General features: G+C 69.8%; 21 protein-coding genes. 17 read left to right on the forward strand and 4 right to left on the reverse strand.

Annotated features, from left to right (window positions below):
- Window position 1: 1 nt before the first annotated feature.
- The 9 genes from xdhB (at window position 2) to QTI33_RS07180 (ending at window position 11839) form a co-directional block, all read left to right on the forward strand.
- Entirely contained in the window at window positions 2-2425 is a 2424-nt protein-coding gene (gene xdhB / locus QTI33_RS07140; protein ID WP_286505086.1) for a xanthine dehydrogenase molybdopterin binding subunit, read from the forward strand.
- A 65-nt stretch (window positions 2426-2490) separates the two neighbouring features.
- Complete coding sequence (locus QTI33_RS07145) at window positions 2491-3444, forward strand: LysR family transcriptional regulator (protein ID WP_286505087.1); 954 nt, start codon at window positions 2491-2493, stop codon at window positions 3442-3444.
- 79 nt (window positions 3445-3523) lie between these two features.
- Window positions 3524-4882: an NCS2 family permease gene (locus QTI33_RS07150; RefSeq protein ID WP_286505088.1), complete on the forward strand. Its 1359-nt coding sequence runs from the start codon at window positions 3524-3526 to the stop codon at window positions 4880-4882.
- 39 nt (window positions 4883-4921) lie between these two features.
- On the forward strand, window positions 4922-6442 hold the full coding sequence (locus tag QTI33_RS07155) for an ABC transporter ATP-binding protein (RefSeq protein ID WP_286505089.1): 1521 nt from the start codon (window positions 4922-4924) through the stop codon (window positions 6440-6442).
- A complete protein-coding gene (locus QTI33_RS07160; RefSeq protein ID WP_286505090.1) occupies window positions 6435-7586 on the forward strand; it encodes an ABC transporter permease in 1152 nt (383 codons plus the stop codon). The genes QTI33_RS07155 and QTI33_RS07160 overlap by 8 nt, the downstream gene beginning before the upstream one ends.
- Window positions 7586-8506: an ABC transporter permease gene (locus QTI33_RS07165; protein ID WP_286505091.1), complete on the forward strand. Its 921-nt coding sequence runs from the start codon at window positions 7586-7588 to the stop codon at window positions 8504-8506. Before QTI33_RS07160 ends, QTI33_RS07165 begins: the two co-directional genes overlap by 1 nt.
- Before the next feature lie 51 nt (window positions 8507-8557).
- Window positions 8558-9727 carry a BMP family ABC transporter substrate-binding protein gene (locus tag QTI33_RS07170; RefSeq protein ID WP_286505092.1) on the forward strand — a complete coding sequence of 390 codons (1170 nt, stop codon included), beginning with the start codon at window positions 8558-8560 and terminating at the stop codon, window positions 9725-9727.
- 67 nt (window positions 9728-9794) lie between these two features.
- A complete protein-coding gene (locus QTI33_RS07175) occupies window positions 9795-10787 on the forward strand; it encodes a Rieske 2Fe-2S domain-containing protein (RefSeq protein ID WP_286505093.1) in 993 nt (330 codons plus the stop codon).
- Window positions 10787-11839, forward strand: coding sequence for an adenosine deaminase (locus QTI33_RS07180; protein WP_286505094.1), 1053 nt, complete (start codon window positions 10787-10789; stop codon window positions 11837-11839). The genes QTI33_RS07175 and QTI33_RS07180 overlap by 1 nt, the downstream gene beginning before the upstream one ends.
- On the opposite strand, the gene QTI33_RS07185 is transcribed toward QTI33_RS07180, so the two are convergent.
- Entirely contained in the window at window positions 11797-13095 is a 1299-nt protein-coding gene (locus QTI33_RS07185) for an MFS transporter (protein WP_286505095.1), read from the reverse strand. The two genes, QTI33_RS07180 and QTI33_RS07185, sit on opposite strands and share 43 nt — an antisense overlap.
- Window positions 13096-13177: 82 nt before the next feature.
- Between QTI33_RS07185 and QTI33_RS07190 the strand changes: the two genes are divergently transcribed.
- Window positions 13178-14107, forward strand: a complete 930-nt coding sequence (locus QTI33_RS07190) for a LysR substrate-binding domain-containing protein (RefSeq protein ID WP_286505096.1) — start codon at window positions 13178-13180, stop codon at window positions 14105-14107.
- Between the two features lie 11 nt (window positions 14108-14118).
- On the opposite strand, the gene QTI33_RS07195 is transcribed toward QTI33_RS07190, so the two are convergent.
- Entirely contained in the window at window positions 14119-15453 is a 1335-nt protein-coding gene (locus QTI33_RS07195) for a threonine/serine exporter family protein (RefSeq protein ID WP_286505097.1), read from the reverse strand.
- A 169-nt stretch (window positions 15454-15622) separates the two neighbouring features.
- On the opposite strand from QTI33_RS07195, the gene QTI33_RS07200 reads away from it, so the two are divergent.
- From QTI33_RS07200 to QTI33_RS07220, 5 genes are all read left to right on the forward strand, one after another.
- Entirely contained in the window at window positions 15623-16720 is a 1098-nt protein-coding gene (locus QTI33_RS07200) for a BMP family ABC transporter substrate-binding protein (protein ID WP_286505098.1), read from the forward strand.
- 155 nt (window positions 16721-16875) lie between these two features.
- Entirely contained in the window at window positions 16876-17433 is a 558-nt protein-coding gene (locus tag QTI33_RS07205; RefSeq protein WP_286505099.1) for a fimbrial protein, read from the forward strand.
- Window positions 17434-17570: 137 nt separating this feature from the next.
- Window positions 17571-18320 (forward strand): fimbria/pilus periplasmic chaperone, encoded by a 750-nt coding sequence (locus tag QTI33_RS07210; protein ID WP_286505100.1) that lies wholly within the window; start codon window positions 17571-17573, stop codon window positions 18318-18320.
- A 152-nt stretch (window positions 18321-18472) separates the two neighbouring features.
- Complete coding sequence (locus QTI33_RS07215; RefSeq protein WP_506555361.1) at window positions 18473-21004, forward strand: fimbria/pilus outer membrane usher protein; 2532 nt, start codon at window positions 18473-18475, stop codon at window positions 21002-21004.
- 26 nt (window positions 21005-21030) lie between these two features.
- The gene (locus tag QTI33_RS07220) at window positions 21031-22062 is read left to right on the forward strand and encodes a fimbrial protein (RefSeq protein WP_286505102.1); all 1032 of its coding nucleotides are present in this window, start codon (window positions 21031-21033) and stop codon (window positions 22060-22062) included.
- 26 nt (window positions 22063-22088) lie between these two features.
- Here QTI33_RS07220 and QTI33_RS07225 read toward each other — a convergent pair whose 3' ends face one another.
- Together QTI33_RS07225 and QTI33_RS07230 are read right to left on the reverse strand one after the other, a co-directional pair.
- Window positions 22089-22751 carry an acyltransferase gene (locus tag QTI33_RS07225; RefSeq protein ID WP_286505103.1) on the reverse strand — a complete coding sequence of 221 codons (663 nt, stop codon included), beginning with the start codon at window positions 22749-22751 and terminating at the stop codon, window positions 22089-22091.
- Complete coding sequence (locus tag QTI33_RS07230; RefSeq protein WP_286505104.1) at window positions 22748-23893, reverse strand: glycosyltransferase family 4 protein; 1146 nt, start codon at window positions 23891-23893, stop codon at window positions 22748-22750. Before QTI33_RS07230 ends, QTI33_RS07225 begins: the two co-directional genes overlap by 4 nt.
- Window positions 23894-24026: 133 nt before the next feature.
- On the opposite strand from QTI33_RS07230, the gene guaD reads away from it, so the two are divergent.
- Together guaD and dcd are read left to right on the forward strand one after the other, a co-directional pair.
- Entirely contained in the window at window positions 24027-25310 is a 1284-nt protein-coding gene (gene guaD, locus QTI33_RS07235; protein WP_286505105.1) for a guanine deaminase, read from the forward strand.
- A gap of 44 nt (window positions 25311-25354) precedes the next feature.
- Window positions 25355-25921 (forward strand): dCTP deaminase, encoded by a 567-nt coding sequence (gene dcd, locus QTI33_RS07240; RefSeq protein WP_286505106.1) that lies wholly within the window; start codon window positions 25355-25357, stop codon window positions 25919-25921.
- The last annotated feature ends 93 nt before the right edge of the window (window positions 25922-26014 follow it).

The raw sequence follows: 26014 nt of genomic DNA on the forward strand, positions 1-26014 counted from the left end.
CATGAACAAACCCCTCGATCCCAGCCTGTTCCAGTCGGCCGAGGCCTTCGCCGACTACCTGACCAACACCGCCGCGCGCATCGACGCCAAGGCCGAGGCCCGCGCGCACGACGATGGCGCCCGCGTCGGCATCAGCCGGCCGCACGAATCGGCCCAGCTGCATGTCGCCGGCGAGGCCACCTACATCGACGACATCCCCGAACTCGCGGGCACGCTGCACTGCGCGCTGGGCCTGTCGCCGGTGGCCAACGGCCGGCTCACGGGCGTCCGGCTCGACGCCATCCGGGCGATGCCGGGCGTGGTCGCGGTGCTCACCGCCGCCGACATCCCGGGCAGCAACGACTGCGGCTCGATCGTCCACGACGACCCGATCCTGTGCAGCGGCGACATCCGCTACCTGGGCCAGCCCGTGTTCGCGGTGGTCGCCGAGACCCGCGACGCTGCCCGCCGCGCCGCGGCCCGCGCCAGGGACGCGCTCGACATCGATGCCGCGCCGCCGGTGCTGACGCCGCAGGACGCGCACGCCAAGGGCCAGTACGTGGTGCCGCCGATGCACCTGGTGCGCAGCACGAACGAAGGCGGCGCGCAGGCGGCGATCGCCCGGGCGCCGCATCGCTTGAAGGCCGAACTCGACGTCGGCGGCCAGGAGCAGTTCTACCTCGAAGGGCAGATCAGCTACGCGATCCCCAAGGAGGGCGGCGCGATGCACGTCTACTGCTCGACCCAGCATCCGAGCGAGATGCAGCACCTGGTGGCGCATGCGCTGCACCTGCAGGCCAACGAGGTGCACGTGGAATGCCGGCGCATGGGCGGCGGCTTCGGCGGCAAGGAATCGCAGTCGGCCCTGTTCGCCTGCGTGGCCTCGGTCGCCGCCAGCAAGCTGCAGCGCCCGGTCAAGCTGCGGCTCGACCGCGACGACGACTTCATGATCACCGGCCGGCGCCACTGCTTCTGGTACGAATACGACGTCGGCTACGACGACGAGGGCCGCATCCTCGGCGCCGAGATCTCGATGGTCTCGCGCGCCGGCCATTCGGCCGACCTGTCGGGCCCGGTGATGACCCGCGCCCTGTGCCATTTCGACAATGCCTACTGGCTGCCCGACGTCAGCATGCACGGCTACTCGGGCAAGACCAACACCCAGAGCAACACCGCCTTCCGCGGCTTCGGCGGGCCGCAGGGTGCGATCGCGGTCGAGAACATCCTCGACAGCGTGGCGCGCGAACTGGGCCGCGATCCGCTCGACGTGCGGCGGGTCAATTTCTACGGCAAGGGCGAGAACAACGTCACGCCCTATGGCCAGCTGGTGAGCGACAACATCATCCACGAGCTGGTGGCCGAGCTCGAGGCCACCAGCAGCTACCGCGCGCGACGCGAGGAGATCGCGGCCTTCAACGCCAAGAGCCCGGTGCTCAAGCGCGGCATCGCCCTGGCGCCGCTCAAGTTCGGCATCTCGTTCAACGTCAAGCACTTCAACCAGGCCGGTGCGCTGGTCCATGTCTACACCGACGGCTCGATCCTCGTGAACCACGGTGGCACCGAGATGGGGCAGGGCCTGAACACCAAGGTGGCGCAGGTGGTGGCGCACGAGCTCGGCGTCAGCTTCGAGAGCGTTCGGGTCACGGCGACCGACACCCAGAAGGTCGCCAACACCTCGGCCACCGCGGCGTCGACCGGTGCCGACCTGAACGGCAAGGCGGCACAGGACGCCGCCCGCCAGATCCGCGAGCGGCTGGCCGCCTGCGCCGCGGCGCGCCATGGCGGCGAGGCGTCGCAGGTGCGCTTCGCCAACGACAAGGTCGAGGTCAACGGCCGCACCTTGCCCTTCGGCACCGTGGTCGGCGAGGCCTACCTCGACCGGGTGCAGCTGTGGTCCGACGGCTTCTACGCCACCCCGGGCCTGAGCTGGGACAAGGACAGGATGTTCGGCCGGCCGTTCTTCTACTTCGCCTACGGCGCGGCCGTGAGCGAGGTCGTGGTGGACACGCTGACCGGCGAGTGGAAGCTCCTGCGCGCCGACATCCTGCACGACGCCGGCAAGTCGCTGAACCCGGCGGTCGACATCGGCCAGGTCGAGGGCGCCTTCATCCAGGGCATGGGCTGGCTCACGACCGAAGAGCTGGTCTGGCACCCCAAGACCGGCCTCTTGACCACCCACGCGCCGAGCACCTACAAGATCCCGACCGCCAACGACTGTCCGCCGGTGTTCAACGTGCGGCTGTTCGAAGGCCAGAACTTCGAGGACTCGATCCACCGCAGCAAGGCGGTCGGCGAGCCGCCGCTCTTGCTGCCGTTCTCGGTCTTCTTCGCGATCCGCGATGCCGTATCGGCGGCCGGCGAGCACAAGGTCGACCCGCCGCTGCGCGCGCCGGCCACCAGCGAGGCGATCCTGAACGCGATCACCGCGGTGCAGGCGAGCGCCTGAGGCCCTTTCCATGTGATTGCCGCGCTGTATAACTGCCCGCACATTCCAGACCACGGCGGGCAGACATGAGAGACCAGGCGCTTCTCGACAAGATCGATCTTCATCTCATCAGGGTTCTACACACCGTGCTGACCGACCGCAGCGTCTCGCGTGCCGCCATCCGATTGGGGATGTACCAGCCCGCCGTCTCGGCCGCCCTCAAGCGGCTGCGCGAGCTCTCGGGCGACCCGTTGCTGGTGCGCTCGGGCTCGGGCATGGTGCCGACCGATGCCGGGCTGCGCATGATCGAGCCGGCCGCCGCGATCCTGCGCTCGGCCGAGGTGCTGTTCAGCGATGCCCGCGGCTTCGACCCGCAGACCGCGGCCACCACGTTCAGGATCGCCGCCAGCGACTACATGGACCCGCAGTTCCTGCCCTTGCTGGTGGCGCAGATCAAGAGCCAGGCACCGCTGTGCCACATCGAGATCCACCCCCTGTCCTCCGATTCGGACTACCACGCGCACCTGTCGCTCGGCCAGGTCGACCTGGTGATCGGCAACTGGCTCAAGCCGCCGGAGGACCTGCATATGGCGCGGCTGTTCGGCGACGAGATCGTCTCGCTGGTCAACAAGGACCATCCGGCGGTGCGGCGCGGCTGGGACCTGGACAGCTGGCTGGCGGCCGAGCACATCGCGCCGACGCCGCTGCATCCGGGTGCGCGCGGGATCATCGACCAGATGCTCGACGAGATGGGCCGGCAGCGCAACATCATGGCGCGCTGCGCCCACTTCGGGCTGATCCCCGACATGGTGGCCTCGAGCCTGCTGGTGCTGACCACCGGTCGCCAGTACTGCGAGCGCTTCGTCGACCGGCTGCCGGTCGCCATCCTCGATTGCCCGGTGCCGCTGCCGCGCCTCATGTACTACCAGCTGTGGCACGAGCGCACCCATTCGTCGAGTTCGGCGCGCTGGCTGCGCGAGCGCACCAAGGCGGTGGCGGCGTCGCTGCGCCCGCCGCCGGCCGCGGCCGGTCCCGAATAGACCGCTACGAATTTCGCGCCGGCGTCGCGACACCGACAGGAACGCCATGAGCCCAAGAAACGAGACGGAGACAAACGCGATGAACCGGACTGACACCGTGCCCACCGGGCACGCCACCACGCCACGCCCTGCCGCCAGCGGCTGGGCCGAACGGCTCTTCAAGCTCAGGGAGCACAACACCACGGTGCGCACCGAACTGGTGGCGGGCCTGACGACCTTCCTGACGATGGCCTACATCATCTTCGTCAACCCGTCGATCCTCGGCGACGCGGGCATGCCGAAGGACGCGGTCTTCGTCGCCACCTGCCTGATCGCGGCGCTCGGCACCGCCATCATGGCGCTCTACGCCAACTACCCGATCGCGCTGGCGCCCGGCATGGGCCTGAACGCCTATTTCGCCTACGTGGTGGTCGGCCAGATGGGCTTCACCTGGCAGGCGGCGCTGGGGGCGGTGTTCGTCTCGGGCTGCCTGTTCCTGCTGGTGACGGTGTTCAAGCTGCGCGAGCTGATCATCCGCGGCATTCCGCATTCGATCCGGGTTGCCATCACGGTCGGCATCGGGCTGTTCCTGGCGATCATCGCGCTCAAGAGCGCCGGCATCGTGGCGCCCTCCAAGGCGACCTACGTCACGCTCGGCGACCTGCACACGCCCGAAGTGGTGCTGGCCACGCTGGGCTTCTTCCTGATCGTGGTGCTCGACCGGCTCAAGGTGCCGGGCGCGATCCTGATCGGCATCATCGCCGTCACCGTGGCTTCCTTCTTCTTCGGCGGCAACGTCTTTCACGGCATCTTCGCGCCGCCGCCGTCGATCGCGCCGACCTTCCTGCAGCTGGACATCAAGGCCGCGCTCACGGGCGGCATCCTCAACGTGATCCTGGTGTTCTTCCTGGTCGAGCTGTTCGACGCCACCGGCACCCTGATGGGCGTGGCGCGCCGCGCCGGCCTGCTGGTGCCGGGCAAGATGGACCGGCTCAACAAGGCGCTGCTGGCCGACAGCGGCGCGATCTTCGCCGGCTCGCTGCTGGGCACTTCCAGCACCACCGCCTACGTGGAGAGCGCGGCCGGCGTCCAGGCGGGCGGCCGGACCGGGCTCACGGCGCTGACGGTGTCGGTGCTGTTCCTGGCGGCGCTGGTGATTTCGCCCCTGGCCGGCGCGGTGCCGGCCTATGCCACGGCACCGGCCCTGTTCTTCGTGGCCTGTTTGATGCTTAGGGAACTGACCGAACTCGACTGGGAAGACACGACCGAAGTGATTCCGGCGGCGGTCACCGCGCTGGTCATGCCCTTCACCTACTCGATCGCCAACGGCCTGGCGTTCGGCTTCATCACCTACGCGGTGCTGAAGCTGTTCACCGGCCAGGCCCGCAAGGTCCACTGGATGGTGTGGCTGATCGGCGGCGTTTTCCTGTTCAAGTTCATTTATATCGGCGGACACTGACGACAATGCGTCGCTGAAACCCAAAGGCCAGGCACAGGCATGACAATCCACAGACTCCAGCTCGCGCACATCACCAAGCGCTACCCCGCGGTGGTCGCCAACAGCGACGTTTCGCTGACGGTGGCGCCCGGCGAAACCCACGCGGTCCTCGGCGAGAACGGCGCCGGCAAATCCACGCTGATGAAGATCATCTACGGCTCGGTCAAGCCCGACGAGGGCAGCGTGATGTTCAACGGCCAGCCGGTCAACGTGCGCAACCCGCAGGAGGCGCGGGCGCTGGGCATCAGCATGGTGTTCCAGCATTTCTCCCTGTTCGACACCCTGACCGTGGCCGAGAACGTCTGGCTCGGGCTGGACAAGAGCCTGGCGCTGGCCGAGGTGGCGCGCCGGGTCCAGGCCAAGGCGGCCGAATACGGGCTGGACATCGACCCGGCGCGGCCGGTCCACACGCTGTCGGTCGGCGAGATGCAGCGGGTCGAGATCATCCGCGCGCTGCTGACCGACCCCAAGCTGCTGATCCTCGACGAGCCGACCTCGGTGCTGACGCCGCAGGCGGTGCAGAAGCTGTTCGTGGTGCTCAAGAAGCTGGCTTCCGAAGGCTGCAGCATCCTCTACATCAGCCACAAGCTGCACGAGATCCGCGAGCTGTGCACCGCCTGCACGGTGCTGCGCGGCGGCAAGGTCACGGGCGTCTGCAATCCGCAGAACGAATCGAACGAATCGCTGTCGCGGCTGATGATCGGCGCCGAGCCGCCGCCGCTCACGCACCGGCCGATCCATGCGGGCGCGGTGGCGATGCAGGTCAAGGGCCTGAGCCTGGCGCGCGAGGACCAGTTCGGCGTCGACCTGGACGGCATCTCGCTGGACGTGCGCGCCGGCGAGGTGGTGGGCATCGCGGGCGTTTCGGGCAACGGCCAGAAGGAACTGCTCTACGCCCTGTCGGGCGAGGACACGCGGGCCGAGGCCCGCATGATCGAGGTCTTCGGCCAGCCGGCGGCCCACTTCAGGCCGCGCCGGCGGCGCGCGCTGGGGCTGCACTTCGTGCCCGAAGAGCGGCTGGGCCGCGGCGCCGTGCCGACCCTGGGACTGGCGCAGAACATGCTGCTGACCCGCGGCAACGCGGTCGGCAAGGGCGGCTGGATCCGGACCGGCGCGCTGCAGCAGCACGCCAGCAAGATCATCCAGCGCTTCAACGTCAAGGCCGGCGGGCCGAACGCGGCGGCGCGCTCGCTGTCGGGCGGCAACCTGCAGAAATTCATCGTCGGGCGCGAGATCGACGCCGACCCGAAGATCTTCATCGTCTCGCAGCCGACCTGGGGCGTGGACGTCGGCGCTGCGGCGCTGATCCGCGGCGAGATCCTGGCGCTGCGCGACGCCGGCTGCGCGGTGCTGGTGGTCAGCGAGGAGCTCGACGAGCTGTTCGAGATCTGCGACCGCCTGCACGTCATCGCCAAGGGCCGCCTGTCGCCCTCGATCGATCGCGCCGCCGCCACGGTGCCGCAGATCGGCGAATGGATGAGCGGCCTTTGGGACAAGTCCACGGAGGTGGCCCATGCTTAAGCTCGAACCTCGCCCGCAGCTTTCTCGTTTCTGGAGCTACGGCTCGCCGATCCTGGCCTTGCTGATCACGGTGCTGATCGGCATGGTGCTGTTCGCCCTGCTCGGCAAGGACCCGGTCAAGGGCCTGGCGGTCTTCTTCTGGGAGCCGATCAAGAGCGGCTACGCGCTGGGCGAGCTGATGGTCAAGGCGACGCCGCTCCTGATCATCGCGCTCGGCCTGGCCGTGTGCTTCCGCTCCAACGTCTGGAACATCGGCGCCGAAGGGCAGTTCGTGTTCGGCGCCATCTGCGCCGGCGGCGTCGCGCTGCTGGCCGACAAGCAGACCGGGTCGTGGATCGTGGCCGCGATCCTGGTCGCCGGCATCCTGGGCGGCATGGTCTGGGCCGGCATCGTGGCCTTCCTGCGCGACAAGTTCAACGCCAACGAGATCCTGGTGAGCCTGATGCTGGTCTACGTCGCGGTGCTGCTGCTGGGCTACATGGTCTACGGCCCATGGAAAGACCCCCAGGGCTACAACTTCCCGCAGACCAAGACCTTCGAGGCCGTGACCCAGATCCCGCGGCTCATCAAGGGCTCGCGCGTGAGCATCGGCCTGCTGATCGCGCTGGCCGGCTCTGCCGCGCTGTGGGTGTTCCTGTTCCGCACCCGGGCCGGCTTCGCCCAGCAGGTCGGCGGACTGGCCCCGGCGGCCGCGCGCTATGCGGGCTTCTCGGCCCGGCGCGCGGTCTGGATCGCGCTCCTGGTCTCGGGCGGCGCGGCCGGCCTGGCGGGCGCGCTCGAAGTGGCGGGCCCGATCGGCCAGCTCACGCCCTATGTTCCCGCCGGCTACGGCTTCGCCGCGATCATCGTGGCCTTCGTCGGCCGGCTGCACCCGGTCGGCATGATCTTTTCTGCCATCCTCATGAGCATGTTCTACATCGGCGGCGAGCTGGCCCAGTCGCGGCTCGGCCTGCCCAAGTCGCTGACCGGCGTGTTCCAGGGCCTGTTGCTGTTCACGCTGCTGGCTTGCGATACGCTGATCGCCTACCGGATCCGGCGCAAGGCGGCGGTCAAGGTGATCGCCTCGACCTCCGGGACCGGTTCGCTGCAGGCCAGCACGCCGCTCACGGCACCGGTCGCCCGTCCCACCGAAGGAGCCGCATGATGGAAAGCTACGCACTGCTGCTGGGCTCCACCCTCAGCGCCGGCACGGTCCTGGCCATTGCCGCCCTGGGCCTGCTGATCAACGAAAAGGCGGGCATCGTCAACCTCGGCGCCGAGGGCATGATGCTGTGCGCTGCCATCGCCGGCTTCGCCACCGTGGTGGTCACGCACAACACCTGGCTCGGCTTCCTGGCCGGCATGGCGGCCGGGGCATTGCTGGCCGCCTTCTTCGGCGTGCTGGTGATCTGGCTCAACACCAACCAGTACGCCACCGGGCTGGCGCTGAGCCTGTTCGGGGTCGGTTTCTCGGCCTTCGCGGGCATCAACTTCGTCCAGGCCAAGCTGCCCGAAAGCGTGTCCTACGCGCTGCCGGTGCTGGGCGACATCCCGCTGGTGGGGCCGGCGCTGTTCCGCCACCACCCGATGGTCTATTTCGCGGTGCTGCTGACCATCGGCCTGATCTGGTTCCTCTACCGCACCCGCGCCGGCCTGGTGCTGCGCTCGGTCGGCGAGTCGCCCGAATCCTCGCACGCGCTGGGCTATCCGGTGCGGCGCATCCGCTTCCTGGCGGTGATCGCCGGCGGCGCGCTGTGCGGGCTGGCGGGCGCCTACCTGTCGACCGTCTACACGCCGCTGTGGGTCGAGGGCATGGTGGCCGGCCGCGGCTGGATCGCACTGGCCCTGACCACGTTCGCCACCTGGCGGCCGGTGCGGGTGCTGCTCGGCGCCTACCTGTTCGGCGGGGTGTCGATGCTGGGCTTCCACCTGCAGAGCACCGGGGTCGACATCCCGAGCCAGTTCCTCAGCATGCTGACTTACATCGCGCCGATCGTGGTGTTGGCGCTGATCTCGCGCAACCCGGCGTTTATCCGCGTCAACATGCCGGCTTCGATTGGGAAACCCTTCTACCCCGGCTCATAATTGCGTTTCCTTTTGTTTCTCCGCCAACCTGTCCTTCGAGGATTTCGAACAATGAATGATCTGAACAAGCGTTCCCTGCTCAAGCTGGCTGCCCTGACCGCGGTCGCTTCGGCCGCCCTCATCGGCTGCGGCAAGAAGGAAGAAGCAGCAGCCCCGGCCGCGGCGCCGGCTGCACCGGCTCCCACCGCCGCGGCACCCGCGCCGGCGGCCCCGCTGAACATCGCTTTCGCCTATGTCGGCCCGGTCGGCGACGGCGGCTGGTCGTTCGCGCACGACAACGCCCGCAAGGCGATCGAGAAGGAATTCGGCGGCAAGATCAAGACCACCTTCGTCGAGAGCGTGCCCGAGAGCGCCGACGCCGAGCGCGTGTTCCGCGACCTGGTGGGCCAGGGCAACAAGCTGATCTTCGGCACCACCTTCGGCTACATGGAGCCGATGCTCAAGGTCGCGGGCGACAACAAGGACGTCAAGTTCGAGCATGCCACCGGCTACAAGACGGCCGAGAACATGCGCACCTACGACAGCCGCACCTACGAAGGCGCCTACATGGCCGGCGTGATCGCCGGCTCGATGACCAAGAGCAACACGCTGGGCGTGGTCGGCTCGGTGCCGATCCCCGAGGTGCTGCGCAACATCAACAGCTTCACGCTGGGCGCCCAGTCGGTCAACCCGAAGATCTCGACCAAGGTGGTGTGGGTCAACGAATGGTTCAGCCCGCCCAAGGAGACCGAGGCCGCCACCGCGCTGATCAACGGCGGCGCCGACGTGCTGTTCCAGAACACCGACTCGCCGGCCGTGCTGAAGACCGCGCAGGAAAAGGGCAAGCGCGCCTTCGGCTGGGACTCCGACATGACCGCCTACGGCCCGAAGGCCCACCTGGCCTCGGCCATCATCAACTGGACGCCGTACTACACCAAGGCCACCCAGGACATGCTGGACGGCAAGTGGACCACCGGCCAGACCTGGTGGGGCGTCAAGGAAGGCGCGATCGACCTGGTGTCGATCGCCGAGGACGTGCCGGCCGAGGCCAAGACCCGCGTCGAGGAAGTCAAGAAGGGCCTGAAGGACGGCAGCTTCTCGATCTGGAAGGGCCCGATCGTCGACCAGGACGGCAAGGAAGTGGTGGCGGCCGGTGCCGTGGCCGACGACAAGTTCCTGAGCGGCGTCAACTTCTACGTCAAGGGCGTCGAAGGCAAGGTGCCGGGCGGCGACAAGAAGTAAGTCGACGAACCGGATTCCCGGTCGGAAGGGTTGTCCTCGGGCAACCCTTTTTCATTTGAGTCCCATGATGATCGAAAGACAACTCTGGCACCCGGTGGTGCTGGCCGACGAAGTCGCCTCGGCGCCCGTGGCCGTGCGCCTGCTCGGCGACAAGCTGGTGCTGTGGCGCGATGCCGCCGGTGCCGTCCATGCCTGGGCCGACCGCTGCCCGCATCGCGGGGCGCAGCTCTCGCTCGGCCGGGTCGTCGCCTGCGAGGGCGGCGCGGTCCTCGAATGCCCCTACCACGGCTGGCGCTTCGAGGCCGGCGGCCGCTGCACGTACGTTCCGGCGCTGCCGGACTTCGTGCCGCCGGCCACGCACCGTGCCGCGACGCATGCCGCCATCGAGGCCCAGGGCCTGGTGTGGGTCCGGCTCGAAGGCGAGGGCGATGCGGCGCTGCCCGCCTTCGAGGCCGAGGCCGACGCGGGCATGCGCAAGATCAGCTGCGGCCCCTACGACGTCGAGACCAGCGCCCCGCGCCTGGTCGAGAACTTCCTCGACATGGCGCACTTCGGCTTCGTGCACGAAGGCTGGCTCGGCGCGCGCGAGATGGCCGTGATCGACGACTACCGCGTCGAAGCCACCCCCGACGGCCTGCGCGCGACCGGCTGCAAGGCCTGGCAGCCGCAGTCCACGGCCCATTCGACCGCGCCGGCGCAGGTCGAATACGGCTACGAGGTCACGGCGCCCTATGCGGCGGTGCTGACCAAGGTGCCCGAGGCTTCGAGCGTCGGCATCGAGGGCTACCGCGAGTCGATCGCACTGCAGATCTGCCCGGTCGATGCCGAGCGCAGCCGGGTCTGGTTCCGCTTCGCCACCTCCGATTTCGAGCGCGACGCGGCCTCGGTGCGCGCCTTCCAGGACACCATCTTCCTGCAGGACAAGCCGGTGCTCGAATCGCAAAGCCCCAAGCGCCTGCCGCTCGACCTGCGGGCCGAGCTCCACACCGTGGCCGACAAGGCCTCGTCCCTCTACCGCCGCCACCTCAAAATGCGTGGCATCACCTTCGGAGTCTGCTGATGACCATCCTCCCCCGCACCGTGCGCGACATCGCCGCCGACCGCCTGCCCGCGCTGCTGCGCGCCATGCCGAAGGCCGAGCTGCACATCCACATCGAGGGCTCGCTCGAGCCCGAGCTGATCTTCGCGCTGGCGCAGCGCAACGGCGTCGCCATTCCCTACGCCAGCGTCGAGGACCTGCGCGCCGCCTACGCCTTCACCAACCTGCAGACCTTCCTCGACATCTACTACGCCGGCGCCAGCGTGCTGCTGAAGGAGCAGGACTTCTACGACATGGCCTGGGCCTACCTGGAGCGGGCGGCGGCCGACAACGTGATCCGCACCGAGATGTTCTTCGATCCCCAGACCCACACCGAGCGCGGCGTGGCGATGCAGACCGTGATCGACGGCCTGCACCGGGCCTGCGTCGATGCCAAGTCGAAACTCGGCGTCGATGCCGAACTGATCCTGTGCTTCCTGCGCCACCTCAGCGAAGAAGAGGCCTTCGCGACGCTCGAACAGGCGCTGCCCTTCAGGGACCGCTTCATCGGCGTCGGCCTCGATTCGAGCGAGCTCGGCCATCCGCCCGAGAAGTTCGCCCGCGTGTTCGCCCGCTGCCGCGAGCTCGGCTTCCATCTGGTCGCCCATGCCGGCGAGGAGGGGCCGCCGGCCTATGTCTGGAGCGCGCTCGACGTGCTCAAGGTCGAGCGCATTGACCACGGCGTGCAGAGCACCAAGGACGCCGCGCTCATGAAGCGGCTGGCCGAGGACCGCATTCCGCTGACCGTCTGCCCGCTGTCGAACCTCAAGCTGTGCGTGTTCCCCGACCTCGGCCAGCACAACCTGCGCGCGCTGCTCGACGGCGGCCTGGTGGCCACGGTGAATTCCGACGACCCGGCCTATTTCGGCGGCTACATGAACCAGAACTTCATCGAGACCTTCGCCGCCACCGGACTGACGGCGCAGCATGCCTGGCAGCTGGCGGCCAACAGCTTCGAGGGCAGCTTCGTCGATGCGGCGGCCAAGCGCGCCTATGTCGAGCGGCTCAACGCGGCCTTCGACGCCTTCGCCTGAGCGGCCTTCGCCGGCGCCGCGAGCAGCGGCAGGGCCGCACCCGCGCAGGCCGCGGCCACCAGCCACACCAGCGGCCAGCCCTGGAGCGCGAGCAGATGCGGAATGCTCAGCGGCGTGACAAAGCAGACCAGGAACACGCTGGTGTTGGCCATGCCGAGCGCCGTGCCGGCACGCGCCGCGCCCGACAAGGTGGCCAGCTCGGTGTAGGCCACCCCGTGCCAGGCCGAGACGCAGATGCCGCTCGCGGCCAGCAGCCCGATCCACAGGGCGCGCAGCGTGGCTGAGGTCCCGGCCGCACCTTCGCCGGCCCACGCCAAGCCCGCCAGCGCGGCGAACAGCGCCGCGCTCAGCAGGCTGCAGGCGCGCAGGTAGGCCGGCCGGTTCCTGCGGCGATCGGTCCAGCGGCCGCTCCAGACGCGCATCGCCATGGCACCGACCTGCACCGCCGTCATCGCGGCCGCGATCTCGGCCAGGCCGGCATGGCCGGCATCGTGCAGGAAGACGGTGCCGAAGGACAGCACCGCGAATTGCGGCGCGCACAGGATGCCGATGCCCGCCACCAGCCGCCAGACGCGGGCATCGCGCAGCGGGCCGATGGAGCGCGCGGCGATCGCGCCCGCGGGCGATGCTGCGCGCGCCGCCACCGTCGAGGGCTCGTGCACCCAGGCCCAGGCCAGCAGGGCGCTCAGCGCGCACAGCGCGGCCAGCAGGGCGTACATCGCGGCGAAGCCGAAGCGCAGCGCGACCGCCGGCAGCAGCAGTGCGCCGATCGCGCCGCCGAGCGGCACCGCGGTCTGGCGGATGCTCATGGCCAGCCCTCGCTCGCCCTCGGCGAACCAGCTCATCACCGCCCGGCCGCTGGCGCCGTTGACGCTGCCGCCCAGCAGCCCGACCCCGAGCAGGCCGGCACCGAGCCAGCCGAGGCCGGGCACATGCTGCGGCGTGGGCGCGGCCAGCAGCGCCATCGCCAGCAGCGCCAAGGCGGTGGCGCCGAGCCCGGTCAGCAGCACCGGCCGGTCGCCCCAGCGGTCGGTCAGCAGGCCCCACGGCAGTTCGCTCACGGCGATGCCGAGGCCCATCAGCCCGAGCACCAGCCCCAGCGCGGCGTTGTCGAGCCGGTAGCCCGAGCGCATCAGCACGGCGGTCATCGGGATGCCGCTGAAGGCGACCGAGAACGCCGCGTTGGCGGCGACGCCGGCGGTGAGCACCTTCCAGCGGTGCGACGAGGTGGCGGACAGGGAGGGGGCTTGGATCATGCGGCGCAGTGTCCGCTCGCGCAAAGCTTTTGAAAATCAGAAAATAATCAACTGTCCATCCATAAAAATGGGACGATTGACCATGACCCACGTGTTGTTCGACCTCGACGTGCTGCGCAGCTTCTCGACCGGCGTGGCCCTCGGCAGCTACGCCCGGGCGGCCGACAAGCTCGGCCGCTCGACCTCGGCGGTGAGCGCCCAGCTCAAGAAGCTCGAAAGCCAGGCCGGCACGCCGCTGCTGCGCAAGGCCGGCCGCGGCCTCCAGCTGACCGACGCCGGCCAGACCCTGCTGGCCTACGCCCATCGCCTGCTCGAGATCAACGACGAGGCCGCGGCCGCGATGCGTGGCGCCGACCTCGAAGGCTGGGTCCGGCTCGGCCTGCAGGAAGACCTGGGCGAAAGCCTGCTGCCGGGCGTGCTCGGCCGTTTCGCGCGGGCCCATCCCCGGGTCCGCGTCGAGGCCTGCGTGGCGCGCAGCGCCGAGCTGCGCGAGCGCCTGGCGCTGGGCCAGCTCGACCTGGCGCTGACCTGGGAAGTGGCGGGCAGCGCCCCGCTGGACCATGCCGAGCACCTGGTGCGCCTGCCGCTGCAATGGATCGCGCCTGCCGCGCCCGCCGCACTGGACACCGCCTGGTGGACCGAGCTGCAGCGCGCCGGCCCGCGCCAGTCGCGCGAGCCGCTGCCGCTGGTGATGGTCGACGCGCCATGCCCGCTGCGCGAGATCGTCACCACGGTGCTCGACCGTGCGGGCATTCCGTGGCGCCATGTCTTCACCAGCGCCAGCCTGGCGGCGCTGTGGGCCGCGACGTCGGCCGGGCTCGGGCTGTCGGCCCGTCCGGCCTTCGGGCTGCCGCCCCACGTGCGTGTGCTCGACCGCTCGGGCACCGGCCTGCCGGCCCTGCCTCAGATCGCGCTGTCGATGGCGCGCGCACAGGCCCGGCCCGAAGCGCCGGTGGCGCGGCTGGCCGACCTGATGCGCGAGGCGGTGCGCGGCAGCGCGACCGGTGGCTGAGCGGCGGCGGCTCAGCGCCGCAGCCGCAGGTAGCGCAGCATCGCGTCGGCCATGGTGCCGGCGCGCTGCAGCACCGGGTCGAAGAGCGCGTTGTAGATGCCGGTGCCGAGCACCGAGCCGAGCGCGATGGCGACGATCGACAGCAGCGTGGTGACGAAGTTCTCGGCCCCCGCGAGCCGGTCGTTGCCGACCAGCTCGGCCATGCCGATGAGGCCCAGCGAGCCGGGCACCAGCAGCCACAGTGCCGGCGTGAAGGTCACCATCGAGGGCGGTCCGCCCAGGCGGTACTGGACCAGGTAGGAGGCCGGCGTGATCAGCAGCGCGGCGAACAGGCCGCTCATGTAGCCGCCGAACACCGCGTTGCCGGCCAACTGGCCGGCCTGGGCCACGCACAGCAGGGCCAGCAGCCAGGGCAGGGTGCGCAGCCGGGCCGAATAGTGCAGCGTGTGGCCGACGCCGAACAGCAGCACGCCCAGCCACGGCGCCCAGGCCCGCACGGCGGTGTCGGGCACCGGCGCGAGCAGGGTGTCGGGCGGCAGGCCGACGATCGAGGCCGCCGCCAGCATCCCCAGCACCAGGAACACCAGCTGCAGCAGGCCGGAGACGAAGCGGGTACCGCCCGAGACGACGTCGCCGTAGGCCAGTTCGATGGTGGCGATGGCCAGGGTGCCGCCGGGCAGGAAGGTCACCAGCGAGGCCACCAGCACGTAGATCGGGCTGGCCGCGAAGCCATGCTGCGCGGCCAGCAGCGACACCAGCGCCACCACGAAGGCGGCCACCGTGGGCAGCAGCGTGGTGATGATGCCGCGGTTGCGCGCCAGCACCTTGAGCACCCCGACCACGCCGCCGAAGAAGGCGGCGGCCGTGACGACGTCGATCGAGGGCCGCAGCACCAGCGCGATGCCCACCGTCACCAGCACATGGCCGAGCACGCCCCAGGCCAGGCCCAGGCGCGGCTGCATCGAGAGGATCTCGTTGATGCGCCGGAGCCCGTCGCTGGGGTCGATCGGTGCCTGTTCGGCGTCGCGCGCCAGTTCGTAGGTGGCCTCGATCTGGTCGAAGCGCAGCACCAGGCCCTGCTCGGCGGTGAATTCGATCTGCTGCGATTCCTCGTCGGTGAAGTTCACGAACACCACGGTGGGCAGCGCCAGGGCGTTGAAGTGTTCGACCTGGTAGGTCTGGGCCACGCGCCGCAGGCTGGTCTCGACCACGCCGGCGGCGGCCCCGGTGGCCAGCAGCAGGTGGCCCAGCCGCAGCAGGAAGCGCAGCAGGCGGCGCCGATCGCGCGACTGGCGCTCGGCCTCGGCGGCCGGATCCGCGGCCGGCAGGCTGGCGTCTAGCGCCATGCGAGGTGTTTCCGGCGGCTGGCGGATCGGGGTGATCGGTGCATGAGGGCCCATCCTTCGTGCCTCGCATTCTGCCGTGCCGCGCCCGCTGCGGCGGCTCCGGTAAAATGGCCCCGGCGCCGCCGCCCCGCGGCGCCTTTTCCATTCCGGGGCCATGTAGAGGACTACCATGTATAAAAACCTCGCAGCCGCGCTCGCGGCCGCTTGTTGCTTTCTTCCAGCTTTTTCCCAACCTGCGCCGAAGGCCGATCCGCTGAAGATCGGCTTCGTCTATGTCGCCCCCGTCACCGATGCCGGCTGGGTGCGCCAGCACGAAAACGGACGCAAGACCGTCGAGGCCGCACTGGCCGGCAAGGTCAAGACCACCTACGTCGAGAACGTGGCCGAGGGCGCCGATGCCGAGCGCGTGATCCGCGACCTGGCGCAGCAGGGCAACAAGCTGATCTTCACGTCGAGCTTCGGCTACATGGAGCCGACCTTGAAGGTGGCGCGCGACTTTCCGGACGTGAAGTTCGAGTCGATCACCGGCTACAAGACGGCGCCCAACGTCGCGACCGCCAATGCGCGCTACTACGAAGGCCGCTACCTCGCGGGTGTCGCGGCCGGCCGCATGACAAAGACCCACGTCGCGGGCTACGTGGCGGGCTTCCCGATCCCCGAGGTGCTGCAGGGCATCAACGCCTTCACGCTGGGCATGCGTTCGGTCGACCCGCAGGCGCGGGTCAAGGTGGTGTGGCTGGACGTCTGGTTCGACCCGCCGAAGGAGCGCGAGGCGGCCATGGCGCTGTTCAACCAGGACGTCGATGTGATCGCCTTCCACACCGGCTCGACCGCCGTGATGGCGGCGGCGCAGGAGCGCGGCAAGCTGGCCGTCGCCTACCACTCCGACATGCGCAAGGTCGCGCCGGATGCCCAGGTCGTCGCGGTCACGCACCAGTGGGGCGACTACTACACGCAGCGCGCCCGAGCCGTGCTCGACGGCAGCTGGAAAAGCGGCAACGTCTGGGGTGGCGTCAAGGAGGGCATGATCCGGGTCGGTGATTTCGGCTCCAAGGTGCCCAAGGCCGTGCAGGACGAAGTGATGGCGCGCCAGCAGGACATCGCCACCGGCAGGCTGAAGCCCTTCCAGGCCGTGGCGGCCGACGTGCGCGACAACGAGGGCCGGGTCGTGATCGCCAAGGGGCAGGGCCTGGACGACGAGCAGGTCCTCCACATGAACTGGCTGGCCGAGGGCGTGCAGGGGCGCGTCGCACGCAAGGCGCCCTGAGCCGCGGCGCGGCAGCCGGGCTCTCGCTTTCGGAGCTTTCTCATAGGCGCGCGAGAGCGAATTCGATTCAATCCGGATCTGGCGGAGGGAAGCGAGGCCACTGTGGCCCCGTCCCTCCGCTTTCATTTTCCAGACGAATCGACTGTTTCCGCACCATGAAGAAAACGACCCCCCAGTTCCTCGCCGCTCTCGCCGTTGCCGGCACGGCCCTCGTTTCACAACTCGCATCGGCCGCCGACAACGGGGATGGCACCATCACCTTCAAGGGCAACATCACGGCCCAGACCTGCACGATCAATGGCAATGGCTCCGGCGCCAAGGACTTCACGGTGACGCTGCCGACCGTGGCCGTCACCACCTTGTCGACCGCCGGCCAGACCGCGGGCCGCACGCCCTTCACCATCGCACTCACGAACTGCACGCCCGACAGCGGCAACGCGCGCGCCTACTTCGAACCCGGCGTCACCACCGACGGCGTCACCGGCAACCTGAAGCTGGACGCGGGCGGGGCAACCAACGTGCAGATCGGCCTGCTGAACGGCGACCTCACCGAGATCAAGGCCGGCTTCGCCGAGGCTTCGCAGAATTCGAAGTCGGCGCCGATCAGCGCCGGCTCGGCCACCCTGCCGTATTTCGCGCAATACGTGTCGACCGGCACGGCCACCGCCGGCGCCGCCGACTCGAGCGTGATGTACACCATCGTCTATCAGTGATCTGCGGCCATGCGTGGCGCCCTGACGGGCGCCGCGCATCGGCGCAGCCTTGGCGGGGCGGCGGGCATGCCCATGGCCGACCCCGCTTCCCTGCTCCCTTTCTCCCGCGGCTCGGCGCTGGCCGATCCGCCTTCCTCATGAAACGAACGATCAAGACCGCATGGGCCGGCGGCGTGCTGGCGCTCGCCTGCGCCTGCGCCCTGCAGGCGCAGGCGTCCGTCGTCATCGCGGCCACGCGGATCATCTACCAGGCCAAGGATCGCGAGACCACGGTCAAGCTCGGCAACGAAGGCCAAGCGCCGGCGCTGACGCAGGCCTGGATCGACAAGGGCGACCCCAAGGCCAGCCCTTCCTCCATCGACGTCCCCTTCGCCGTGGCGCCGCCGGTGGCGCGCATCGATCCCGGCAAGGCGCAGACCTTGCGCATCCTCCACACCGGCGAGGCGCTGCCGCAGGACCGGGAGTCCGTGTTCTGGCTCAACGTGCTCGAAGTCCCGCCGAAGCCCGGCGCCGAGGACAGCGAGGTCAACAAGCTGCAGATGGCTTTTCGCTCCCGCATCAAGTTGTTCTTCCGGCCCGCGGGGCTGCAGGGCCTGGCGAACGACGCGCCGGCGCAGGTCCGCTGGCGCCGGGTGGAAACCGGCTCGCGGGTGGCGCTCGAAGGGCGCAACCCCACGCCCTACCACGTCTCGTTCGCTTCGCTGGAGCTGGTGGGCGGAGGCCAGACCGCCCGCTTCGACGACGGCGAGATGATCGCTCCGGGCCAGACGATGGTGTTCCCGCTCACCGGCGACGCACCCCGGGGTGCGGATGCCAAGGTCCGCTATCACGCCGTCAACGACCACGGCGGTGCCACCCGGGGCGAGGCGCCCCTGGCTGCCCCCTAGGTCGACGCCAGCCTGCGCCGGGCCCGGAGGCCCCGCGCGCCCAACACCCGAAGCAGCACCGCCTTTGGAATGCCGCGCATGCCGGCAGGGCGGCGCCTTGTCCTCGTTCGCCCCTTCCATCGATGCAGAAGAAGAATCCACATCCCACTTCCTTGTTCCGCTTGCGTCCCACCAGCGCGCTGGTGCTGGGGCTGTTCGCCGGCGCCTGCGCGGCCGCGGACCCGGCCGTGCAACGGGTGGCCCAGGTCGAGTTCAGCGATTTGTTTCTGCAGCAGCCGGGCGGTGCCCGGATCGACTTCACCCGTTTCAACAAGGGCAACGCGGCACTGGCCGGCACGCACCGCGCCGACCTCTACGTCAACCAGAGCTGGCTCGGCCGCGGGGAAGTGGTGCTGCGGCCGGTCGGCGCGGACGGCAGCGATGTGCAGCCGTGCTTCGACCGCGCGATGCTGGAGCGCATCGGCGTCGACCTGGGCAAGCTCGGGGCCGGTGCCCAGGGGCGCCTGGAAGCCGGCGCCGAGGCGTGCGCGACCCTGCCCGAACTGATCGAGGCCGCCACCGCGGTTTTCGACAACGGCGAACAGCGGCTCGACCTGACCGTGCCGCAGATCGCGCTGTCGCGCCGGGCGCGCGGCTACGTCGACCCGAAGTACTGGGACGACGGCGTGACCGCCGCCCGCCTGCAATACAACGCCAGCACCTACCGCGCCGAGTCGCAGGGGCTCGCATCGACGCGCGGCTACGTGGGACTGAACGGCGGCGTCAACCTGGGCGCGTGGCGTTTTCGCCATGACGGCAACCTGAGCAGCGGCGACCACGCCGGCACGCGCTACCAGAGCGTGCAGACCCATGTCCAGCGCGGCATCACCTCGATCAGGAGCCAACTGGTGCTGGGCGAGGCCTTTACCGATGGCCGGCTGTTCGACAGCGTGGGCTTTCGCGGCATCCAGCTGGCGAGCGACGACCGGATGTATCCCGAATCGCAGCGCGGCTACGCGCCGGTCGTGCGCGGCATCGCCAACAGCAACGCGCGCGTGCAGGTGCGCCAGGGCGGCAACATCCTCTACGAAACGACGGTCGCGGCCGGCGCCTTCGAGATCGACGACCTCTATCCGACCGGCTACGGCGGCGACCTCGAGGTCGTGGTGACCGAGGCCGATGGGCGCGTTCACACCTCCAGGGTGCCCTACGCGGCCGCCGTGAACGCGCTGCGCCCGGGCGTGACGCGCTACAGCCTGACCGCGGGCCAGTACCGCAACCCCAGCGTGCAGCGCACGCCGGCGATGCTCCAGGCCACCGTGCAGCACGGCTTCACCAACCTGCTGACGGGCTACGGCGGGCTGACGGTGGCCCAGGGCTATTCGGCCGGCCTGGCCGGCCTCGCGCTGAACACCGACTACGGGGCTGTCGGCTTCGACATCACCCAGGCCGGCACGCGTCTGCAGAACCAGCCCGACCGCAACGGACACAGCGCGCGACTGAGCTACAGCAAGCTGGTCGCACCGACCCAGACCCACCTGACGGTGGCCGCCTACCGCTATTCCAGCCGTGGCTATCTCAGCCTGGCCGACGCCATGGCGCTGCGTGACCTGGAAGGCCGCGAGCCGGGCCTGGCCGGGAGGGACAGCCAGCGCGGCCGGCTCCAGCTGATCCTGAACCAGGGGCTGCCGGAGGGCTACGGCTCGTTCTTCGTCTCCGCCTCGAGCCAGAACTACTGGAACCGCAGCGGCAGCGATACCCAGTTCCAGTTGGGCTACAGCAACCGCTACAAGCGGCTCAACTACGGCGTCTCCGCCGTCCGGCAATACGATCCGCTGGCCAGCCGGTGGGACAACCGCCTGATGGTGAATTTCAGCGTGCCGCTGGGCAAGGGGCCGCAGGCGCCGTCCGCGATGACCAGCCTGCAGCGCGAGCCCAACGGCGCCCACGGCGTGCAGCAGGTCGTGACCGGTGCGCTGGGCGAGGACAACGCCTTTACCTACGGGCTGAACGCTGGCCACAGCGGCGGCGCTGACGGCAGCGCGACCAGTTTCGGCGCCAACGCGGCGTATGCCTCGCCGCTGGCCACCTTCACCGGCAGCGCGGGCCGAAGCAGCAACTACACCCAGGTCGGCGCCGGCGTCTCGGGCGGCGTGGTGGCCTACGCGGGCGGCGTCGCCTTCACGCCGACCGTGGGCGACACCCTCGCGATCGTCCGGGCCAAGGACGCGAGCGGCGCCCGCGTCACCGGCGGCAGCGGCCTGCGGGTGGACCCGTGGGGCCATGCCGTCGTGTCGAACCTGACGCCGTTCGCGAGCAACCAGATCGAGATCGATCCCAAGGGCCTGCCGATCAACGTGGAACTCGAGGCCACCGAGCAGCGCGTGGCACCGACGGCGGGCGCGATGCTGGTCGTGCAGTTCGTCACCGACAACGCCGGGCGGGCCGCCTTCCTGCGCGTCGATGCCGGCGATGGCGCGCCGCTGCCTTTCGGCGCCGAGGTCTTCGACGCCGAGGGCCACAACGTCGGAACGGTGGCCCAGGCGGGCCGGATCATCGCGCGCGGCCTGAAGAGCGACCGCGGCACGCTCACGGTCCGGTGGGGCCAGGACGCCGCCTCGTCGTGCCGGCTCGACTATGCCTTGCCCCCCGGCGATGCCGCCCGCCCCGGGTCCTATCCGGCCGTGGACGCCGCCTGCCGATGAACCTGTGTATGACGGAGAGAACCGCAATGAAATTTCTTGGACGAATCGGCGTGATGGGCATGCTGGTGGGACTGGGACTGATCGTCCTGTCGTCCGGCGCGCAGGCGACGACGACCTGCACCGGAACGGCGCGGACAGTGACCGTGCCCATGCCCGCCTCGGTCGCGGTGCCGCGCGATGCCGCCGTGGGGACCTTGCTGGGCGGCTGGGCGGCGACCGTGGCCGAGCCCAACTGGTGGACCTGCTCCTCGAATGTGCAGGAGCCCATCGGCGCGGCATTCAGGACTCTGGTGGCGGGTGCATCGGGCGTGACGATCGTCGACAACGGCGCGACCTATCCGGTGTACGACACCAACCTGCCCGGCGTCGGCATCGCCATGGGTGCCAAGGTCTATTCCAATGGCTGCGGCTGGCAGGCCGCCTGGGTGCCGGTGACCGGCTCCCGGCAGACGGGCCAGCTGTGCAACTCCACCGAACTCAGGCCGAATGGCGGCCAGTTGCGCGCGGTGCTGGTGAAAACCGGACCGATCGTTTCCGGCGTGGTCGGCCCCGCGTCGGTGGCCGAGGCGCAATCCTTTGCCAACGGGGCCTATGACACCTCCATGATCGTCACCCTCACCACCGCCGCGACCCAGGTCACGGTGCTGAGTTGCCAGACGCCGGATGTGCTCGTGACGATGCCGCCGAGCAAGACTTCCGACTTCGGCGGGCCGGGCTCGGCCACGGCTTCGAAGACCTTCGCGATCGGCCTGAACAACTGCCCGGCCGGACTGGGCATGATCAAGTACCAGGTCGATGCCGTGACCGCCATCGTCAACAGCGCGAACAGCGTGGTGGCGCTGGACGGCACGTCCACCGCCACCGGCGTCGGCCTGCAGCTGCTCGATGGCGCCGGCAACGTGTTCCCCCTGGGGACGCCCAGGACCCTGAGCGGCTACAACGCCGCCACCGGCGGCGACTACACGATCCCGCTGCGGGCGCGCTACTACCAGACCGGCCCGCAGGTGGGGGCCGGGTCGGCCAACACCGGCATGACCTTCACGATGAGCTACCTGTGAGCCTGCGCCCTGGCGCCCGCGAACCCTCAGTCCACGAAGCCCCGGGGCCGGTGAAAGTACGCGGCCTCGGGGGCGATGCCCTTGACCCGCACCGCAGGCTGGCCCGCATAGACCGCGAATTCCTCGTCGTGGGCCTTGTTGAGCACCGAGCCCGCCGCCAGCACCGAGCGGTCGGGCAGGGCGGCGCCGCCGAGCACGATCACCCGCGTGCCGACCAGGCAGTAGGCGCCGATGCGGATCGGCTGGCAGTCCTGGCGGCCGTCCACCACTTGGATGCCGTGGGTGATGAGCTGCGAGTGGTAGCCGGCGAGGGTCGTGAAGGCCCCGATCTCGACCTTGTCGGTGCAGTCGATGATGTGCTGCTTGGTGATCGCGGCGTGCGCGCCGAGCACCAGGGCCGGATCGCGCCCGGGCCGGTGGCCGAAGTGCCCGCCACCGAGCGGGTGGCCGGTGATCCAGTTGGCGCGCTCGATGATCGAATGCGCCCCGCATTCCATCCGCTCCAGGTGGATGGCGACGTTCAGATGGCCGATGCGGGCGCCTTCCTCCATCACCAGGTGGTGCGGAAAGATGTACGAGAGCCCGATCCGCGCACCGTCCGCGATCCGGTAGCCCCAGACGCGGCGCAGCAGCCAGCGCTTCAGCGCCCACGGCAGGAAGACGACCGCCAGCGCCGCCAGCCGCTTCATCGCTTCGCCTCGCGCTTCTCGATCGCCAGCCGGTAGACGGCGACGTTGGCGGCCGCCATCTGGCCCGGGGTGTAGAGGGCCGCGTTGGCGAGCCCTTTCTGGCGCAGCTCGGCCAGGCGCGGCGTCGCCTGTTCGATGGCCTCGGCCATCGCCAGCGGGTCACCGGGGTCGACGTAGACCGCGCCCTCGCCGCCGATCTCGTTCATGGGCGCGAGGTCGGAGGTGAACACCGGACAGCCGCAGGCTTGCGCCTCGATCACCGGCCAGCCGAAGCCCTCCTGCAGCGAGGGGAAGAGCAGGGCGGTGGCGCCCGCATAGGCGGCGCGGATCTGGGCGTGCGAGAGGCCCTGCAGGGTGGTGACCCGGTCGGCGACGCCGTGCCGCTGGGCCAGCTGCGCCAGCTCGGGCCCCAGGTCCGGGCCGACGAAGACCAGCCGCTGCACCAGGGCCGGCCGCGACGCGGCGGCGGCCCGCTCGTGCAGCGCGATGAAGGTCTCGAGCACCCGCCGGCGGTTCTTGCGGGGCAGGTCGAGGCCCACGTGGAGCAGGTAGGGCTCCTGCGGCCGCAGGCCCAGCCCCGCCAGCAGGGCCTGTGCCTCGGCGGGCGGCAGGGGCGCGAATTCGTCGTTCAGGCCGTGCCGCGCCAGCACCACCTTGGACGCCTGCGCCACGTCGAGCGCCAGCAGGTCGCGCCGGGTCAGGTCCGAGGCGCAGGCGATCACGTCGGCGCGCGCCAGTCCCCGCACGATGAGTCGCTGGAACAGCCGGCCGCTGCGGCCCACGTGCCAGCCCGCGACCATGCCGCGCGCCGCCTGGATCGCGATCACGTCGTGGCAGGCGATGACATTGGGGCGGCCGTCGACCCAGGGGATGTACATGCCGTTGGAGTGGTCGGTGACATGCACCACGTCGGCCCAGCGCGCCTGCCGCACCAGCGAGGGGATGAACAGCACGAACTTGTCGATGTAGGCGAACCACTTGCGCCAGCGCTCGGAGGGCGCGAAGCGCAGCACCCGCTGCGACGGGGCGGCCACCCGCACCTCGCAGCCCAGGCGGGGCAGCTCGCGCTCCAGCACACGCCGGAAGGCGAGCATGCTGTTTTGGCCATCGGGTTCGTAGTTCGCGACGAGAAGCACTTTCATGGGTGCCGGATTATGTTCGAGCGTCGACGGCGGCCGGTCGGGCGTCCGGCGGGCGGGTGCCCCGTTCGTGACATATAGCCTTCATATGCGCATGCACATTGCATACCGCCGCGTCTGCCTTACCCTCCGAGCCATGCACGCCTACCGAGCCTCCCTCCTGCGCTTCGACGCCACCGGCCAAGCGCTGTTCGACACCGACGGCCTGCTGGTGGTCGGCCCCGATGCCCAGGGCCGGCAGCGGGTGCAGGACGCCGGGGCCCATGCCGAGGTCGCGGCGCGCCACCCCGGCGTGGCGGTCACGCACTGGCCCGGACGCATCCTGGCGCCGGGCTTCGTCGACATGCACATCCACTTTCCGCAGACCGACATCATCGGCGCGCCGGCCGACGGCCTGCTGCCCTGGCTCGAGAACTACACCTTCCCGGCCGAAAGCCGCTTTGCCGATCCGGCCCACTCGGCCGAGGTGGCCGAGGTGTTCTTCGACGAGCTGCTGCGCAACGGCGTCACCACCTCCCTGACCTTCGCGACCTCGCACCCGCAGTCGGTGCAGGCCTTCTTCGAGGCCGCCGAACGGCGCCAGCTGCGCATGATCACGGGCAAGGTGCTGCAGGACCGGCATTCGCCCGACGGCGTGCGCGACCAGACCGCGCAGAGCCTGGTCGACACCGAGGCCCTGATCCGCCGCTGGCACAACCGGGGCCGGCTGGGCTACGCCATCACGCCCCGCTTCGCCCCCACCAGCACCGATGCGCAGCTGCGCGGCGCCGGCGAGCTGGCGGCCAAGTACCCCGACACGTGGGTCCATTCGCACGTGGCCGAGAACAAGGACGAGGTCAAGTGGGCGCGCGAACTGTTCCCGCACGCGCGCTCCTACCTGGACGTCTATGCCGGCTTCGGCCTGATGCGCGAGCGCGCCGTGTACGCCCACTGCATCCACTTCGACGACGACGACCGCCGCCTGATGCGCGACACCGGCACCGCCTCGGCCGTCAGCCCGACCAGCAACCTGTTCCTCGGCAGCGGCTTCTTCGACTTCGAGGGCGCCGACCGCATCGGCTACCGCTACGGCCTGGCGAGCGACGTCGGCGGCGGCACCAGCTTCAGCCCCTTCGCGACCATGCTGGCGGCCTACTACGTGGGCCGCGAGGGGCAGACCAAGCCCGGCGTGAGCATCGCGCCGTCGCAGCTGTGGTGGCGCCACACGGGCGGCGCGGCAAGGGCGCTCGGGCTCGACGGCGTCATCGGCAACCTGCAGCCGGGCTGCGAGGCCGACTTCCTGGTGATCGACCCGAAGGCCACCCCCCTGCTGGCGCGCAAGACCGGGCTGGCGAACAACCTCGAGGAGCTGCTGTTCTCGCTGATCGTGCTCGGCGACGACCGCCTGATCGAGCGCACCGTCATCTCCCAGGCGGGGTAGCGCCGCGGGCTGCCTAGAATAGCGGCCCCAGGAAGGACCCCGACATGAGCATCAAGAGCGACAAGTGGATCCGGCGCATGGCCGAGAAGAACGGCATGATCGAGCCCTTCGAGCCGGGCCAGATCCGCGAGCAGGACGGCCACCGCATCATCAGCTACGGCACCTCGAGCTATGGCTACGACATCCGCTGCGCGCCCGAGTTCAAGGTCTTCACCAACATCCACAGTACCGTGGTCGACCCGAAGAACTTCGACGAGAAGAGCTTCGTCGACTTCCACGGCGACAGCTGCATCATCCCGCCCAACAGCTTCGCGCTGGCGCGCACGGTCGAGTATTTCCGCATTCCGCGCAACGTGCTGACCATCTGCCTGGGCAAGAGCACCTACGCGCGCTGCGGGATCATCGTCAACGTCACGCCCTTCGAGCCCGAGTGGGAAGGCTACGTGACGCTGGAGTTCAGCAACACCACCCCCCTGCCGGCCAAGATCTACGCCGGCGAAGGCTGCGCCCAGGTGCTGTTCTTCGAGAGCGACGAGGTCTGCGAGGTCAGCTACAAGGACCGCGGCGGCAAGTACCAGGGCCAGCGCGGTGTGACGCTGCCCAAGGCCTGAGACCGTCGTTCGCCGACAGGCTGTCTTCGGCGCGGTCCTACAGCCGATCGGGCGCTGCGGGACCTGTGCCCCAGGGCCCGCCCCGGCATTCTC

The sequence above is a fragment of the Variovorax davisae genome (assembly GCF_030316845.1).
GTDB classification, from domain to species: Bacteria; Pseudomonadota; Gammaproteobacteria; order Burkholderiales; family Burkholderiaceae_C; genus Variovorax; species Variovorax davisae.

Bases quoted from the DNA above. Each gene is read 5' to 3' on its own strand.
- QTI33_RS07200 (WP_286505098.1), top strand. From the start codon at position 15,623: ATGTATAAAAACCTCGCAGCCGCGCTCGCGGCCGCTTGTTGCTTTCTT.
- xdhB (WP_286505086.1), top strand. From the start codon at position 2: ATGAACAAACCCCTCGATCCCAGCCTGTTCCAGTCGGCCGAGGCCTTC.
- QTI33_RS07220 (WP_286505102.1), top strand. From the start codon at position 21,031: ATGAAATTTCTTGGACGAATCGGCGTGATGGGCATGCTGGTGGGACTG.
- QTI33_RS07185 (WP_286505095.1), bottom strand. From the start codon at position 13,095: ATGATCCAAGCCCCCTCCCTGTCCGCCACCTCGTCGCACCGCTGGAAG.
- QTI33_RS07165 (WP_286505091.1), top strand. From the start codon at position 7,586: ATGGAAAGCTACGCACTGCTGCTGGGCTCCACCCTCAGCGCCGGCACG.
- QTI33_RS07180 (WP_286505094.1), top strand. From the start codon at position 10,787: ATGACCATCCTCCCCCGCACCGTGCGCGACATCGCCGCCGACCGCCTG.
- QTI33_RS07145 (WP_286505087.1), top strand. From the start codon at position 2,491: ATGAGAGACCAGGCGCTTCTCGACAAGATCGATCTTCATCTCATCAGG.
- QTI33_RS07190 (WP_286505096.1), top strand. From the start codon at position 13,178: ATGACCCACGTGTTGTTCGACCTCGACGTGCTGCGCAGCTTCTCGACC.
- QTI33_RS07205 (WP_286505099.1), top strand. From the start codon at position 16,876: ATGAAGAAAACGACCCCCCAGTTCCTCGCCGCTCTCGCCGTTGCCGGC.
- QTI33_RS07160 (WP_286505090.1), top strand. From the start codon at position 6,435: ATGCTTAAGCTCGAACCTCGCCCGCAGCTTTCTCGTTTCTGGAGCTAC.
- QTI33_RS07175 (WP_286505093.1), top strand. From the start codon at position 9,795: ATGATCGAAAGACAACTCTGGCACCCGGTGGTGCTGGCCGACGAAGTC.
- QTI33_RS07195 (WP_286505097.1), bottom strand. From the start codon at position 15,453: ATGGCGCTAGACGCCAGCCTGCCGGCCGCGGATCCGGCCGCCGAGGCC.
- QTI33_RS07170 (WP_286505092.1), top strand. From the start codon at position 8,558: ATGAATGATCTGAACAAGCGTTCCCTGCTCAAGCTGGCTGCCCTGACC.
- dcd (WP_286505106.1), top strand. From the start codon at position 25,355: ATGAGCATCAAGAGCGACAAGTGGATCCGGCGCATGGCCGAGAAGAAC.
- QTI33_RS07225 (WP_286505103.1), bottom strand. From the start codon at position 22,751: ATGAAGCGGCTGGCGGCGCTGGCGGTCGTCTTCCTGCCGTGGGCGCTG.
- guaD (WP_286505105.1), top strand. From the start codon at position 24,027: ATGCACGCCTACCGAGCCTCCCTCCTGCGCTTCGACGCCACCGGCCAA.
- QTI33_RS07230 (WP_286505104.1), bottom strand. From the start codon at position 23,893: ATGAAAGTGCTTCTCGTCGCGAACTACGAACCCGATGGCCAAAACAGC.
- QTI33_RS07150 (WP_286505088.1), top strand. From the start codon at position 3,524: ATGAACCGGACTGACACCGTGCCCACCGGGCACGCCACCACGCCACGC.
- QTI33_RS07210 (WP_286505100.1), top strand. From the start codon at position 17,571: ATGAAACGAACGATCAAGACCGCATGGGCCGGCGGCGTGCTGGCGCTC.
- QTI33_RS07155 (WP_286505089.1), top strand. From the start codon at position 4,922: ATGACAATCCACAGACTCCAGCTCGCGCACATCACCAAGCGCTACCCC.